The organism is Roseofilum sp. KMC-1, from assembly GCF_057802075.1.
The window spans coordinates 3,449,827-3,464,420 of sequence record NZ_CM173605.1; the positions used below are offsets into that span (position 1 = coordinate 3,449,827).

Here is a 14,594-nt window from a genome sequence, read left to right on the forward strand (position 1 = left end):
GGTTTAGCTGTTTGGGATCAGTTGGGTGCTAAGGGCGATTAAAAGAATGATGCCAAAAATGAGACGATACCAGATAAAGAGCCAGGTGCTACGGGTTTGGAGAAAGCGGATCAGCCAAGCAATGGCGACATAGGAGAAAAAGGCGGAAGAAATGAGGCCGACAATTAGGGGAAATAAGCCCACTCCGCTAATTCCTTCATCGAGTAATCCGGCGAGTTCGACTAATCCGGCGAGGGTGATGGCGGGAATGCCGAGGAGGAAGGAAAATCGGGCGGCACTGGCGCGTTCTAAGCCCATGAATAATCCGGCGGTAAGAGTCGATCCGGAGCGGGAAACGCCGGGGATAATGGCGAGTGCTTGGGCACATCCCATGAGGATGCCGTCTTGCATTCCGAGGCGATCGAAGTCCCGTTGGCGACTGCCCCATTTTTCGGCTAATCCGAGTAGGATGGCCATGACGATGGAGGCGATCGCAATAGAAGAGAGTTTGCGAATGGGCGATTCGTCGAAGTTGGGTACAAGTATTTTAATCCCTAAACCGATAATGACAATGGGTAGGGTTCCGATCGCAATCCCGAATACTATACGGGCACTATGGGATTGATAGTCTTTCTTCTGGATGGCTTCAAGGGTTCCTAGGGTAAGTTGGCTCAAATCTCCCCAGAAGTACCAGAGAACCGCAGCTATACTGCCCAGTTGAATGATGGCAGTGAAAGCTACACCCGGATCGCCCCATCCCAGCGCCACGGGTATGACTTTGAGATGTGCGGTGCTGCTGATGGGAATAAATTCGGTCATTCCTTGTACCAAGCCTAAAATGAAGGCTTGAAAGATATTAATCTGTCCAGAAATGGTTTCTGTGGGACTTTCTTGGGCTTGCGCGAGGGGGGGTAAAAGTAGGGCGGATAGGAACATCAGCAGTATTAGGAGGGGGCGATCGCCACTTTTTTTGAGCATGGGAAACCATCCATGAATAACTGTCCCATTATTGCTAAAAACTGCGAGTCATCGTTTCTTCCTTTCATTTCTCTGGCGATCGGTTATCATAACCTTATCCCCCCTGGGGGGATATTTCCAATAATGGACAGGATTGAAAAATCTGATATCTTAAACAATGTAAAGTTAAGTAACGAAACTTAATTGTGGTTCATCCAACCTTCCCCCCCTACTCTTCCTCAACATCCCAGTCAGCCCCAAATCCTGTAAAGGAATGGTGGAAAGGTCTGGCACTCCCCCAACATTGGCAGATCTGGCTGGCATCTGGGGGGTTGGTGATTGTGCCGGTGTTCTTCCAAGCTCCCTTAGTAAGACTGTTCCCAGAGTTAAGTTTTGTAATGACCCTATTCTGGATAGGCGTAAGTTGGGCACTGAGGACTCGATCCTGGGGTCAAGTTTGGGGCGATCTCTGCTTAGGATTCAGTTGGAGTTGGTTAGCAGGTTCGATTTATTGGGGGTGGTTGAGGTGGGAACCCCTCTATCATTTACCCATCGAGGCGATCGCCCTACCCTTCGTTTTACTCGATTTAGGACTGCGCTGTAGACCCGCTAAACATCCTTGGGGATTAATCGGTCACTTCTTCTATCTCGGTTCCCTGTTGGGGACAGCAATCACCGATATCTACTTCTACTTGGTCGATCTGATCCCCCATTGGCGACAACTGATGCAAGTCGAACCGGAATTTGTCCGTCCCGTCTTTCAAGAGGCGATCGCCCAAATCTATACCCCCTGGGGGGGATTTTGGGCAGCAATGCTAGTCATACTCCTGCTCCTGCTCGGTTTGATTCCCCTACGCTCCCAACCCATCCACTGGTGGGCCTTTAGCGGTGCAGTCCTCAGCACCCTAATCGTCGATGGATTATTCTGGGTTGCTGCGGTTTGCGCCTAATATCAATTACAGCCTCTGTGGGGGAATGGGGGAATGGGGGAATGGGGGGAGTGAACAACAGACTCAATCTAGCGAGTGAGCTATTCTGGCTATCGTTAAAAACCGCCATTTATGTACCGTATAGCAGAGGAAACTGCTGTAAAAAGGGTCGTTTGGTCGTTATCGTGACCAAAATCACAATCAAATTCCCTCTTCATCACGGAATCAACAGAGAAAACCAAGGAAAATAACCTTAAAGTCCCTTACCAGTGCAATCTTGCCATCGAGCCATGGAATTCTCCTTAAATCTTCTCCCCTGTGCCCTCAGCGATGTGATTGTGCAAGCCTATACTAAAGGCCAACTAACCCAAGCAGACCGATATGGGCTAATGGCAGCTATTCTAGAGCAAAACCTGAGCGAAGAAGAACAACATGCCATCAATCGCCTTTTCTATCTTTATCATCGGGGACGTTTACGGCTCACAGATGAACTCTCAGCCATAGAGGGAGAATAGAAACATCTGAATCCAACGCCCATTACCCATTACCAGAGGAAAGCGCGATATCATTGATCTTGTGCATAAACAGGACTATATTTGCATGGCTACCCCTGTTCTATCTCCCGTTCGGAAAAACTTAGACAAACTAAGCCAAACCTAAACTAAGCTGTACATAATCTGATGTTTCCTTCCTGCTTCGCTGTGCCCGCCATGCCTAAGCATTACGTTGTTTTGACACTCCACAGGCTGACACGGGAGAACTTCCCGCCCTTCGGCTTCGCTCAGGGCAAGCCTTCGACAAGTTTATGGCAGCATTTAAATCTCGGTCTAAAAAGAAGCCACAAGATGGACAAACAAACGTCCTCTCTTTTAGTTTTAAGTCTTTCTTGATTTCTCCACACTCTGAACAAGTTTTAGAAGAAGGAAAAAATCTATCTACGACTGTTAACTTGCTGCCATACCATTGACACTTGTACTCCAGTTGCCGCCTAAACTCATAAAACCCACCATCGGCTATCGCTTGGGCTAACCGATGGTTTTTGAGCATTCCGCTCACGTTTAAGTCTTCTATCACTACTTCGCTGTGGTTTTTAGCTAAGTAGGACGTTAACTTATGAGTTGCATCTTTGCGAATGCAACCGACTCGATAGTGAGCTTTAGCTAAACGCTTGATTGCTTTTTTGCGGTTGTTGGAACCTTTTATTTTACGGCTGATGCTTCTATTGAGTGAGGCTATTTTTCTCTTAGCACTCCGATAAGCATGAACCGCCGGGAAGATTACTCCATCAGATAAGGTGGCTAGAGTCTTTACTCCTAAATCTACACCCACAATGCCTTGAGGATGGTCAATTTTTTCTGGTTCTACATCCCTTAATGCTTGTTGAGGAGCGCATTTAGACACTTCGTAGTACCATTTGTATTCAGATTTTACCTCAGCTACCAAGCGCTTGTGTAAGGTGTTCGCGCTGGGGCGCTTTTCACCTTTTTCTTTAGCTTCTATACAGATGGCTAGTCCCCAATTATAGGCGTGACGGCTCGTTCCTGCATGTTTCGCCATTAGGGTGCGTTGCTTGTTGTTGAGGTTAAGTTCTGTTTTGAATGATTTCACCACAAAAATTGTTGGCGACTTCCTTTGGTTGTTGTACTATCTATTTATTCTACGGCATGTAGTCTGGCCTTGACACGCCTTCGTGTTCTGCTGCTTCCGATATTCGGGCATAACTTAAACCTATTATCTTTATATCGCTCTATATGTCAAATTTATCCAATAGTGTACAATTTTAGAAGCACTGCCTGCAAACCCCCGATCCATGATTTACCCCGATTTTTCCCAATTTAAACAGCTTGCCCAACAGGGTAACTTTATCCCCGTGTGTCAGGAATGGGTAGCTGACTTAGAAACTCCGGTTTCCGCTTGGTATAAGGTTTGTGCCGATCGCCCCTACAGCTTTTTGTTAGAGTCGGTCGAAGGAGGCGAAAAAATCGGTCGCTACAGTTTATTAGGGTGCGATCCTCTATGGATCTTAGAAGCAAGAGCAGATCGCAGCACCCAAACCTTCCGAGATGGGACTCAAAAAGAATTTCAAGGCGACCCCTTCAAGCACTTAGCCGACTGTTTAGAACCCTATCATCCCGTCAAACTGCCCCAACTGCCCCCCGGAATTGGGGGATTATTTGGCTTTTGGGGCTATGAGTTGATTCGTTGGATTGAACCAACCGTTCCCGTCCATGAAGGTAAAAAGAACGATCTGCCCGATGGGATTTGGATGCAGGTCGATCACCTGTTGATTTTCGATCAGGTGAAGCGTAAGATTTGGGCGATCGCCTATGTAGATGTGAGCGATCCGAAAACCAAACTCAAGAAAGCTTATAAGAAAGGGTGCGATCAGATCAAATCCCTCCTCAAAAAACTCAACAAACCCCTCTCGCGCCAACATCTCTCCCTTGAATGGACACCCCCGAACCGGGTTAACTCAGACTCCACCCTACTCTACGCCAGCAACATTACCCCAGAAGCCTTTTGTGCCAACGTCAAAGCAGCTCAGGATTATATTCTAGCGGGCGATATCTTTCAAGTCGTCCTCTCCCAGCGTCTGAGTACCCCCTATAACGGTAAACCCTTTCACCTCTATCGCTCCCTAAGACTCATTAACCCCTCACCCTACATGGCCTACTTTAACTTTGGCTCCTGGCAACTCATCGGTTCCTCCCCAGAAGTCATGGTTAAAGCCGAAAAAGACCCCAGTGGCAAAACCCTAGCCACCGTCAGACCCATTGCCGGAACCCGTCCCCGTGGTGCAACCCCAGAGGAAGACCAAGCCTTAGCCACCGAACTCTTACAAGACCCCAAAGAAATCGCCGAGCATGTGATGTTAGTCGATTTAGGGCGCAATGATCTAGGGCGAGTCTGTAAAAGTGGCACAGTTAACGTCGATGAGCTGATGGTGATTGAGCGCTATTCCCATGTCATGCACATTGTTAGTAATGTTGTTGGGGAATTAGGGAGCGACCATACAGCCTGGGACTTACTCAAAGCCTGTTTTCCGGCCGGAACCGTCAGTGGCGCACCGAAAATTCGCGCCATGGAGATTATTCACGAACTCGAAGGCGATCGCCGCGGCCCGTACTCCGGTGTATACGGATACTACGACTTTGAAGGACAACTCAACAGCGCCATTACCATTAGAACCATGGTAGTACAAGATAAAACTGTATCTGTTCAAGCTGGAGCCGGTCTAGTTGCCGATTCCATTCCCGAAAATGAATACCAAGAAACCCTGAATAAAGCCAAAGGATTATTACAAGCCATTCAATGCTTAGATCCCTAAGCTTTCCCCATAATCTCAACCCCAACAACAGTTATCTTAGCTACGGATTCCAACCGTGAAGTATAAGCAATTAGAAAATCAAATCACCGATCTGATTCAAATTGTTGATTAAATTAGGGTTGCAATTTGTCCAAAATCACGTAATATCAAGAAGGAAGACAAGCAATATTACAAACGATTGAGCTAATAAAGTGTCTATCGTTTGTATTAATCAAGCTTATACTCATTCAACCAATCTCTGAGGAGTAACACCATGGCTACATACAAAGTTAAATTAATAACCCCCGATGGCGAAAAAGTAATAGACTGTCCTGAAGATGAAATTATTCTAGACTTTGCTGAAGAACAAGGGTTAGACCTGCCTTACTCCTGCCGTGCCGGTGCTTGTTCCACCTGTGCAGGTAAAATTGTTTCTGGTACGGTTGACCAAGAAGATCAGTCCTTCCTCGATGACGATCAAATCGCAGCCGGTTGGGTTCTCACTTGTATTGCCAAACCTACATCCGATTGCACGATTGAAACCCATAAAGAAGACGATTTGCAGGATTAAAACCCATAAAGAAGACGATCCAAATTAGTTCTTTGCTCTCAAGAGCCAAGTCGGATAAAGATCGAAAACTGGCTCTAATTTATACCAAATTCCCTTTTGCATTAAAGGGAATTTGGTTGTTTTCTGAAGTATAATTTTGGGGGTCGATAAAACCTAATCTAGACCCGATCTATATAGTGTCTTAGTCCGAGATAAATCTTTAACTCATAGGCTAATCTGTACATCATGAGCTAAATCCCCAAAATTTCATTTGCCCCTTAACCGTGGAAGCAGGAAAATGGCGAAGAAAACCTACAGCGTTCGATTGATCAACGAAGAAGAAGAACTTGATGAAACAATTGAAGTTCCCGAAGATGAATACATTCTAGTCGCAGCAGAGGATCAAGGGGTCGATCTTCCTTATTCATGTCAAGCCGGAGCTTGTTCAACCTGTGCCGGTAAATTGGTATTACCGGAGAAAAAGTATCCCGAAGATTTTATCGATCAAACTGACCAGTCCTTTTTAACCGATGAGCAAATAGAAGCCGGTTATGTCCTCACCTGCGTAGCCTATGCTAAAGCTGACTGTACAATTATTACGGGTCAAGAAGAGGAACTCTATTAACTAACTCCTCACCTCCACAGATGGGTCTCTCTTCACCTGGGATCAATCTCAAGTTAGCTAAGGTAAGCTTTAATGGGATGAAGGTCTACATCTCTTAATGCAGTCGTGAGGAGGCTTAACCATGCCAACAATTAACGGAACTCCCAGCCCAGATTTACTCAACGGAACGGAGCAGGGAGATATTATCTCAGGTTTTCAAGGCAATGATAACCTGAATGGACTGGGGTTTAATGATGTCATTTTGGGTAATCAGGACAACGATCTGATCGATGGTGGGCCAGGTAAGGATAGCCTATTTGGGGGCCAAGGAAGCGATACTATTTTTGGTCGCACAGAAGCGGATGAAATCTCAGGAGATTTTGGAGATGATTTCCTAGCTGGAGGAGATGGCATTGATTTAATCCTGGGAGGGCCGGGTAACGATCAGATTTCTGGAGGGACATTTAATGACTTGCTCTTTGGGGGAACCGGTGCAGATGCCATTGATGGCAATGGCGGAAACGATCTCATTTATGGCGGTCAAGATGATGATTATCTGGTCGGTAGTGAAGGAGATGATGACCTCTTAGGAGATTTAGGCAACGATACCATTGAAGGTGGAGATGGCTTTGAAAGTATTCGAGGGGGTCAAGGGATTGATTTCCTCTTTGGAGGGAATGATGGGGATGTGATTTTTGGCGATAATGATAGTGATGTGATTTCCGGAGAAGCGGGCTTTGATAGTCTCCTCGGTGGTAATGGGGCAGATTTTATTTCTGGGGGTACGGAAAATGATACTCTGCTGGGTAATCCGGGGGATGACTCTCTGTTTGGGGGACAAAATGAGGATCAGATGGAAGGGGGAGATGGGAATGATTTCCTTTCTGGCGATCGCGGTAATGATACCCTACAAGGCAACGCCGGGAATGATGCCCTAGCTGGAGATTCAGATAATACGATCGCCGGGGATGATTTTCTCTATGGCGGTACGGGTGCGGATATTATGCTCGGTGGTGCGGGCAGAGACACCTTTGCCATTGCTCCCGACTCCGGAAGCTTCCAGATTTCTGGTGCAGATATTGTCACAGACTTCTTCGTGGATGCGGATGTCAACAAAGAAGACAAAATTGGCTTAGGAGGCGGACTCACCTTTGCCAACCTGTTTATTACCCAAGGAACGGGAGCCAATGCCAATGATGTCGTCATTCGCCAGATTATTGGCACGGGTACGACAACCGGGCCCGTACTGGGTGATTATTTAATGATCTTGCAAAACGTCAATGTGGCCCTGATTGACGAAACGGATTTTGTCACCGTCGAACTGCCAACCCCAACGCCAACGCCAACCCCAACCCCAACCCCAACGCCAACCCCAACCCCAACCCCAACCCCAACTCCCAGCGATCGCCCTACCCCACCGCAGTTAGTCGGGGGAGAAGTGCTAACGGTTAGTAATGCTACTGGCATTGATGCCACCCAACCAGGAACGGTAATTGGGAAAATCCAATCGTCGGATAATTCCGGAATTCAATCCTATGAAATACTCAGCGTTACTGGGGGGGCGACTAGCTCTAACTTTAGGGTGGATGCCAATGGCAATATTATCCTCAATAGCGCTCCTGGTGGTACGGGGCCCTTTGGGTTGGTGATGCGTTCTACCAATACCGGCGGCAGAACTTCTGAGAACGCTACGATTAATGTTTATAGCACTGTCGGCGCAGCCAGCAGCGATCAAGTTCTCCGGAATAGTCAAGATGATAGCTTCCCGACAGCCGGTGTATCGGGTCAAGATACGATTATTGTGTCACCGGGTAAATACAATGAAACCAGTTTGAGCATTACCCAGGATACCACCCTGCGCTTTACTTCTCCTGATAGTACGGGACGGGGTGTTGCTCGATTGACTTCACCAGCAGTTCCGACTCCAATTACGGGAAGTTTGGTTGCGGGTACAACGCTACCGGAGAATTTCCGAGGCAATAGCTCTTCTAGTGATTTGTTCTTTGGCGGACAAGGGCCGGATACGCTCAATGGGGTGTCTGGACAAGATTATTATCTGTATACCTTCCTGGATGAGGGCACGGATATTATCCAAGGCTTCGGCACTAGCAGTGTCATTTTGGTGAATGCACAGACATTTGGTGCAGGCCTGACGGCGGGACAATTACCGGTAGGACGTTTGTTCTTATCGACTTCTGCCTTTAATCCGGCTAATCCTCCGGCTGCCTATGAGAATGCCGAAAATGGCGCAGATTTCCGCTTTGTTTATGATTCCCAAGGTCAATTGTTCTTTGATAATAATGGCTCTGCTGCGGGCGGTATCTTGAATAATCAACCTCTAGCGGTGCTGACCGCTCCCGGTCGTCCTTCGGTGAGTAGCTTTACGAATGCCAATATTTTTGTTTATTAACTCAATTGGGTCATAGGTAATGGGTCGGGTAATGGGGAATCTTGCTTGGAGCCTATTCCCCCATTCCCCCATTCCCTAAAAATAGTATCCTGTGATACAGTTTCGGGTTAATTTCTGAAAAAAATCCTCAAATCCATAGAAATTAAAGGTTTGGCCGATCCATATTGGGATGACAGAGATTAGAATAATCCAGTGAAACTCTGAATTAATGGGAGTTTCAGCAGTTTAACCTTTGAAGGAGATTCAACATGAATAAAGGTGAGTTGGTTGATGCGGTGGCTGAAAAGGCTGCGGTGACTAAAAAACAGGCAGATGCGGTTTTAAGTGCGGCTCTGGAGGCGATTATGGAAGCGGTTTCTGAGGGCGATAAAGTGACCTTGGTTGGCTTTGGCTCGTTTGAGTCGCGGGAGCGGAAAGCGCGGGAAGGACGGAATCCGAAAACGGGAGATAAGATGGAAATTCCGGCGACTAAGGTTCCTGCCTTTTCGGCAGGTAAGCTGTTTAAGGAAAAAGTGGCTCCTCCGAAAGACTAAGAGAGCTACCGGTTGATATCATCAAGCCAATGTCTTTAAAGCGTCCGGTTCATGGTGGAAATTTGGTTTGGGCAGCCTCAATTGCAGGCTGTTCACCCGATCGCCTGCTGGATTTTTCGGCTAGTATCAATCCGTTAGGCCCTCCACAATCGGCGATCACCGCGATTAATACCCATTTGAATCGGATTACTCTGTACCCAGATCCCCGGTACGCCGAGTTACGGAAACATCTGGGGTGGTTTCATCAACTTCCCCCAGAGTTCGTCTGGCCGGGGAATGGGGCCGCAGAATTACTGACTTGGATGGCTCGTCAGTTTCGAGGCTGTAGCTGTGTATATCTGATGACTCCAGCATTTCGAGACTATCAACGAGCGCTACAAGCCTTTGGGGTTCCAATTCAAGCCTATCCCCTAGATCTGTCTAAGTTAGCCTCTCCCTTTCCCGATTCCTGTAATCCTGGATCGGGCTTATTGCTGAATAATCCCCATAATCCGACGGGCAAATTATGGCGACAGGAGGAGATTATCCGGATTTTGGATCGATTTGAGTTTGTGGTCATTGATGAAGCCTTCATGGACTTTCTAGACCCGTCAGAAGACCAAAGTTTAACCTCCCTGATCCCAAATTATCCCCATCTGGTGGTGGTGCGATCGCTCACTAAGTTTTATAGTTTGCCGGGTCTGCGTCTGGGTTATGCGATCGCCGCTCCCACCTTAATTGAGCAGTGGCAAAACTGGCGCGATCCTTGGCCGGTGAATGCCCTGGCGGAAGTGGCGGGCATAGCGGCGATCGGCGATCGGGTGTTTCAAGAGCAAACTTGGCAGTGGTTACCCCCCACCCGCGACCATCTTTGGCAAGGGTTGCGATCGCTGCCGGGGTTCGATCCTTACCCAGGAGCCGCTAATTTCTTATTGGTGAAAACGGATCGGTCGGTTACTGAGCTACAGGAGTGGTTATTAACAGAATACCAGATCTTGATCCGAGACTGCTTGAGTTTTCCTGAATTGGGCGATCGCTACTTCCGTATTGCTGTTCGTTCCGAAAGTGAGAATCAAAAGTTACTTGATGCCCTTGGCGATCGTTAAGGGTGAATTGATACAATGGCAAGGTGGGGGGATGGGGGGATAGGGAGATAGGGGGTTTTTATCCTATTTACTCATTACTGCCTGACAAAAAAATAGGGACAAACCACTGTTCGCCCCTACTTGCGATCTAATTCTAAGCCAATTAGCTCAAGTTTTCTTCCACGCGACCGTAGAAAACTCCTTTAATTTTCACATCTACAGGCTCTTTGGCTCCTAAATCATTATCTGAAGGTTGGACACTGATAAAAATTCCCCCAAATTCTCCCGTACTGGGGTCAACTTTCGTGACTTGTAAAGAAATTTTTCCTTCACCGACTTGAACCCGTTTCACATTAGCCAGGGTCAAATCTTCATCATCTGCACTAGAAGGTAAGGCAACGGCATTATCGTAACCCGTCGCTACGCCTCTACCTTTAGGATCGAGGAAGGTGGCTCCCCGATAGGAAGGAACGCGGAATTTACCTTCAAAATCAGTGGAAGTATTGATGCTGTCTGCACCCGGTTCAGTTTGGGCAAGTAGACTTTTGATAGTGAAGAAGAAGGGAACTTCTTCGCCTCCAGGTAAGAGTACAGTAATATTTTGGAAATCAATTCCGCCTTTTTCAGCAAAAGTCAGAGCTTTATCTGAGGTAAAGGTGAGGTCTCCATAGACTTGAGTGAGGCTGGATGTTTTACGGGTAAGGACTTTACCGGGTACAAACTCAGCTTCTTTGCGCTTGCTGGCAGCTTCTTCTTTAACAAAATAGTCGTTAGGTTGCAAGCATAGATCGGTCAAGATGTAGCTCTTGCTCGAATCTAGGGGGATAGAACCTCTCGCGGTTTCTTCCAATTGGGGACAGTTGTTAGCTAAACCTGTGTTTCTAATGTCATCGTAGGTATAGTCGCTGCCTACGGCTGGGCCTTCACTACAGGCTGTAATTAGACTCAAACACAGGGCTAGGATGACAGAAATAAAAGCGCGGTATTTCATAGTTGGGTTGTTAGGGTTGACCAAATGTGCTTTCCGATACTTTTTTTGTTAACAAACGTTAACAAATACATCAGTTGAGATGTTCTCTCAACCAAGGCGTATCAACCAATGCTCTTGAGATAGCCTCAAAAGGCAGTTATATGTTTTTTGCTCTACGAACTGGGTTGTCGTCAGAAGAGCCAAACTCTTTTAACCATAATTTCATAAAATGGTACGGCTAAGATCCCGTTCAGGGGGTTCAGTGAGCAGATGGCTGGTTTAATCGTTGATAGACGGTGGCTAACCCGTGGCGATCGCCCACATTTCCGGGAAAGAGAACCACGGGTAAGTTGGGGAACCGGGGATGATCGATGGGGGTACGCACGAGGGAGCATCCGGGAAGAATTTGGCCGAGCAGACGAGCCGATCGCAATCTTAACCCCTGACTGAGAACATCATTGGAGGTAATGCCGCCTTTACTAATTAAATAGCCGATGTCTTCCGGGAGGTTCTCGACCACGGTCATTAGCACTTGGGATACCTGTTTCCCAAAGTCAAGTCGCGCTTGAATGGTGGGAAAGGTGAGTTCTTGGCGCGAGGTGTAAATAACGGGGGTTCGCCCTTGGCTGTGGATGTCCTGAATCTGGCTTAAAATGCTCTGGATGAGGCTTTCTTGGCTGTTAGGGTCATTTTTAAGTAAATGGCTTACATCGACCTCTATACCCGTAATTTCTGGCTCTTCTAGGAGTTGGGCGAGTTGTTCGGTGGTTTTTTTCACATGGGAACCAACCAAAATTACGCCGGGTTTGCCTTCGCGCACATATTGATTCATATGTTCGGCAATTACGGGTTGGGGAGGCAGTTGGGCTAGGGAGGTGAGGATGCTGGCGGCACTGCGGAGCAGGAAGCGTTTACCATGGGAACTGGCTCGCAATAGGTCACCGGCAAACCAGTCTAGGTCAACTTGGTGTTCTGCGTCTACGACTCCACATTGATTATCGGTTAAGGCCATGAGACGGTCAAAGCTGCCTTCGCGAATGTCTTCGAGGAGAAACCGTTGGACGCGATCGCGGAGAATTTGACCTTGGGTTTTTTGGGCGACATAATCGGGAAGATAGGAGTGGGAATAGCCAAATACGGAATCTTTAGCGAATTCGGTTTCATGGACGGGGGTAGGCGTGCCGTCAACGATCAGATAATGGATGCTATCGCGGGTGATCCGTCCCCCTTCAAAGAAGGCGGGAATGAGGAAATGGGCATCAAAGGGGCCGAGTTCGGAGGCGATCGCATCGGTTTCAATGGGATAATGGCCCCGGAGGGTGGAGTCTGAGCGACTGACGACTAAGAAATTTTCGATCTGTTCGGAGGCGATCGCTTGTTTCAGATTTTGGCACACCTCCACCGTCACCTGCCGCGCTTCCTCCGGAGTCAGTGCCCTCGTATTCGTCAAAATAAACACGATCGGCGAATCATCCGTTAAGCCAAACCGCAGGGTTTCCACATCCCACTGCATCAGCAACAAACAACTATGCACCGTTTGCGATCCGGTGGGATCGTCGTCAAGAACAATGATTTTCGGTTGGGTACTCATGGGTTGGAGTTTAGCAAGAACTCGTCAAATTATACCAAACTCTGCTCTATCCCCATGTTAAACTTGAATTCATTAATGGATATAAGTAACCCTTGATGGGGTTATCTTTTCCTTGGATATCAGGGTTAGTGGGACGTTGAGTGAAGAGAAAATTGAACATCATCCTTGCTCCTATTACTTTCATATTTTTAGGGTATACATAAGCCAATTGGATTGCAAGCCTTTTTAAATATAACTTTTTTTTATCTTTAATAAGGTAAGCTTACCCCAGATGACCCATTGTCCACGATCCGCTTCCAACCCTACAATCGGTCATCTAAGATGGTGTAGATCTCATCTCGATGCAGATCCAGATCGGGACAGTAATCAAGGGTTTTTTCCACAACAGGAGGTAGATCTTGGGCTGTAATACCATATTGCCCAAGCCGAGGAATCGGCAAGATTTGCACCCATGCTTCCACAATATTGACCAAGGCATCACAATAATAATTGTGGCTCTGCTGAGTCCGGCCATCAAAGAGTTCGCCAACCTTAGAGATTTTGAGCAGTATCGGATTTTGGGCATAACGGGTACGCAAGGCTCGGAGGCTCACTCGTAGAGCGGAACCGGCTAAGGTGCTACAAGCAACCCGATAGGGAATGGGGCAAAAACTACTCAGGGTGAGGGCGAGTCCTTGCAATAGTCCAATGGAGCTATTGGCTTGACTAATACCAGAGGCACAGGAGGCATAGGCCATTTTTCCCCGTACTGCCTTGCTAGTGGCTCCCACTGCACAGGCTAGGAGTAAATTATCTTTGAGCGCTTCTAAGCCGCTCCAAATAATGGCTTCGGTTAAGACCGAGGTATGTAGGGCAAATTCGGCTTCCATTAAATGGGATAAGGTGACCAACCCACAGGCGGCAGTGAGTTCGGGAGGGCAAGAAATGTGCAGTTCTGGGTCTAGGATAATGGCATCTGGGGTAAATTGAGGATGGCTGAAAAAGGCTTTGGTTCCTGGGACTCCTACTCGGTCGATCGCCATTCTGGGGGTGACTTCATTTCCTGCTCCAGAGGTGGTGGGTATGGCAATTAAGGGAATTTTGGGGTGAGTGAGCCGTGGGTTCCTGGTTAGGCTTTGGATATAATCGATCGCCCCAGACTCTGGAGGAATATTACAGGCGATCGCCTTGCCCACATCAATCACACTCCCCCCACCAATGCTGACGATCGCATCAATGGACAGGTCGCGAAGTTCCGCACTGATGTCATCAATTAGAACATCCGTCGGCTCGCGATCGCAAATCCGATGATACACCTGCTGACCCGAACCACTTAAACTCCTCTGAATCTCGTCTAACTTCCCCGACTCTTGCAAAGACTTAACCCCCGTCACCAGCAACACCCTCTTACCCTCCAATTGGGTCATTAAATTGGGCAATTCTCGAACTTGGCCAGCACCAAAATAAATCGGGGGAACCTTGGCAAAACTAAAGGCTTTCATGAACAGGGGTTCTCAGTTCTAGGGGGGCAACCAGGTCAATCAGAGAGTGACCCGCCTTGTGAAATACAATTTTAGCAAGGGTTCTTACTCTGACTCCATGGCAGAGGAAATCTTCTTTTTTCAGTATTTTTCTATGGAACAAGCTTTATCTATAAACTTTTATTAATAGTTTTCCCAGTAATTAACCAATAGACTCTCCTCAATAGACTGTCCGGCAAC

The 14,594-nt window shown here is 47.4% G+C and carries 13 protein-coding genes; 8 read left to right on the top strand and 5 right to left on the bottom strand.

Annotated features, from left to right (window positions below):
• Window positions 1–3: 3 nt before the first annotated feature.
• Window positions 4–957, bottom strand: coding sequence for an undecaprenyl-diphosphate phosphatase (locus AC3FZD_RS15890; RefSeq protein ID WP_488736972.1), 954 nt, complete (start codon window positions 955–957; stop codon window positions 4–6).
• Between the two features lie 185 nt (window positions 958–1,142).
• On the opposite strand from AC3FZD_RS15890, the gene AC3FZD_RS15895 reads away from it, so the two are divergent.
• Window positions 1,143–1,886: a DUF3120 domain-containing protein gene (locus AC3FZD_RS15895; RefSeq protein WP_488736973.1), complete on the top strand. Its 744-nt coding sequence runs from the start codon at window positions 1,143–1,145 to the stop codon at window positions 1,884–1,886.
• A 269-nt stretch (window positions 1,887–2,155) separates the two neighbouring features.
• Window positions 2,156–2,380 carry a hypothetical protein gene (locus AC3FZD_RS15900; protein ID WP_488736974.1) on the top strand — a complete coding sequence of 75 codons (225 nt, stop codon included), beginning with the start codon at window positions 2,156–2,158 and terminating at the stop codon, window positions 2,378–2,380.
• 199 nt (window positions 2,381–2,579) lie between these two features.
• On the opposite strand, the gene AC3FZD_RS15905 is transcribed toward AC3FZD_RS15900, so the two are convergent.
• On the bottom strand, window positions 2,580–3,476 hold the full coding sequence (locus tag AC3FZD_RS15905) for an RNA-guided endonuclease InsQ/TnpB family protein (protein ID WP_488736975.1): 897 nt from the start codon (window positions 3,474–3,476) through the stop codon (window positions 2,580–2,582).
• A 199-nt stretch (window positions 3,477–3,675) separates the two neighbouring features.
• On the opposite strand from AC3FZD_RS15905, the gene trpE reads away from it, so the two are divergent.
• The 6 genes from trpE (at window position 3,676) to cobD (ending at window position 10,354) form a co-directional block, all read left to right on the top strand.
• On the top strand, window positions 3,676–5,193 hold the full coding sequence (gene trpE, locus AC3FZD_RS15910; protein WP_488736976.1) for an anthranilate synthase component I: 1,518 nt from the start codon (window positions 3,676–3,678) through the stop codon (window positions 5,191–5,193).
• 253 nt (window positions 5,194–5,446) lie between these two features.
• A complete protein-coding gene (locus AC3FZD_RS15915; protein ID WP_488736977.1) occupies window positions 5,447–5,743 on the top strand; it encodes a 2Fe-2S iron-sulfur cluster-binding protein in 297 nt (98 codons plus the stop codon).
• Between the two features lie 277 nt (window positions 5,744–6,020).
• Window positions 6,021–6,347: a 2Fe-2S iron-sulfur cluster-binding protein gene (locus tag AC3FZD_RS15920; protein ID WP_283754805.1), complete on the top strand. Its 327-nt coding sequence runs from the start codon at window positions 6,021–6,023 to the stop codon at window positions 6,345–6,347.
• A gap of 121 nt (window positions 6,348–6,468) precedes the next feature.
• Window positions 6,469–8,736 carry a hypothetical protein gene (locus tag AC3FZD_RS15925; protein ID WP_488736978.1) on the top strand — a complete coding sequence of 756 codons (2,268 nt, stop codon included), beginning with the start codon at window positions 6,469–6,471 and terminating at the stop codon, window positions 8,734–8,736.
• 248 nt (window positions 8,737–8,984) lie between these two features.
• Window positions 8,985–9,269, top strand: a complete 285-nt coding sequence (locus AC3FZD_RS15930) for an HU family DNA-binding protein (protein ID WP_283754803.1) — start codon at window positions 8,985–8,987, stop codon at window positions 9,267–9,269.
• Window positions 9,270–9,298: 29 nt separating this feature from the next.
• The gene (gene cobD / locus AC3FZD_RS15935; RefSeq protein ID WP_488736979.1) at window positions 9,299–10,354 is read left to right on the top strand and encodes a threonine-phosphate decarboxylase CobD; all 1,056 of its coding nucleotides are present in this window, start codon (window positions 9,299–9,301) and stop codon (window positions 10,352–10,354) included.
• Window positions 10,355–10,496: 142 nt separating this feature from the next.
• On the opposite strand, the gene AC3FZD_RS15940 is transcribed toward cobD, so the two are convergent.
• From AC3FZD_RS15940 to AC3FZD_RS15950, 3 genes are all read right to left on the bottom strand, one after another.
• The gene (locus AC3FZD_RS15940; RefSeq protein WP_488736980.1) at window positions 10,497–11,324 is read right to left on the bottom strand and encodes a photosystem II manganese-stabilizing polypeptide; all 828 of its coding nucleotides are present in this window, start codon (window positions 11,322–11,324) and stop codon (window positions 10,497–10,499) included.
• 238 nt (window positions 11,325–11,562) lie between these two features.
• The gene (locus AC3FZD_RS15945) at window positions 11,563–12,894 is read right to left on the bottom strand and encodes a four-carbon acid sugar kinase family protein (protein WP_488736981.1); all 1,332 of its coding nucleotides are present in this window, start codon (window positions 12,892–12,894) and stop codon (window positions 11,563–11,565) included.
• A 302-nt stretch (window positions 12,895–13,196) separates the two neighbouring features.
• A complete protein-coding gene (locus tag AC3FZD_RS15950; protein ID WP_488736982.1) occupies window positions 13,197–14,375 on the bottom strand; it encodes an iron-containing alcohol dehydrogenase in 1,179 nt (392 codons plus the stop codon).
• Window positions 14,376–14,594: the final 219 nt, after the last annotated feature.

What these genes read in the sequence shown, in the direction of transcription:
- AC3FZD_RS15915 (WP_488736977.1), top strand. Translation starts at nt 5,447, where the DNA reads ATGGCTACATACAAAGTTAAATTAATAACCCCCGATGGCGAAAAAGTA.
- AC3FZD_RS15890 (WP_488736972.1), bottom strand. Translation starts at nt 957, where the DNA reads ATGCTCAAAAAAAGTGGCGATCGCCCCCTCCTAATACTGCTGATGTTC.
- AC3FZD_RS15945 (WP_488736981.1), bottom strand. Translation starts at nt 12,894, where the DNA reads ATGAGTACCCAACCGAAAATCATTGTTCTTGACGACGATCCCACCGGA.
- AC3FZD_RS15925 (WP_488736978.1), top strand. Translation starts at nt 6,469, where the DNA reads ATGCCAACAATTAACGGAACTCCCAGCCCAGATTTACTCAACGGAACG.
- AC3FZD_RS15940 (WP_488736980.1), bottom strand. Translation starts at nt 11,324, where the DNA reads ATGAAATACCGCGCTTTTATTTCTGTCATCCTAGCCCTGTGTTTGAGT.
- cobD (WP_488736979.1), top strand. Translation starts at nt 9,299, where the DNA reads ATGTCTTTAAAGCGTCCGGTTCATGGTGGAAATTTGGTTTGGGCAGCC.
- AC3FZD_RS15900 (WP_488736974.1), top strand. Translation starts at nt 2,156, where the DNA reads ATGGAATTCTCCTTAAATCTTCTCCCCTGTGCCCTCAGCGATGTGATT.
- AC3FZD_RS15920 (WP_283754805.1), top strand. Translation starts at nt 6,021, where the DNA reads ATGGCGAAGAAAACCTACAGCGTTCGATTGATCAACGAAGAAGAAGAA.
- trpE (WP_488736976.1), top strand. Translation starts at nt 3,676, where the DNA reads ATGATTTACCCCGATTTTTCCCAATTTAAACAGCTTGCCCAACAGGGT.
- AC3FZD_RS15950 (WP_488736982.1), bottom strand. Translation starts at nt 14,375, where the DNA reads ATGAAAGCCTTTAGTTTTGCCAAGGTTCCCCCGATTTATTTTGGTGCT.
- AC3FZD_RS15930 (WP_283754803.1), top strand. Translation starts at nt 8,985, where the DNA reads ATGAATAAAGGTGAGTTGGTTGATGCGGTGGCTGAAAAGGCTGCGGTG.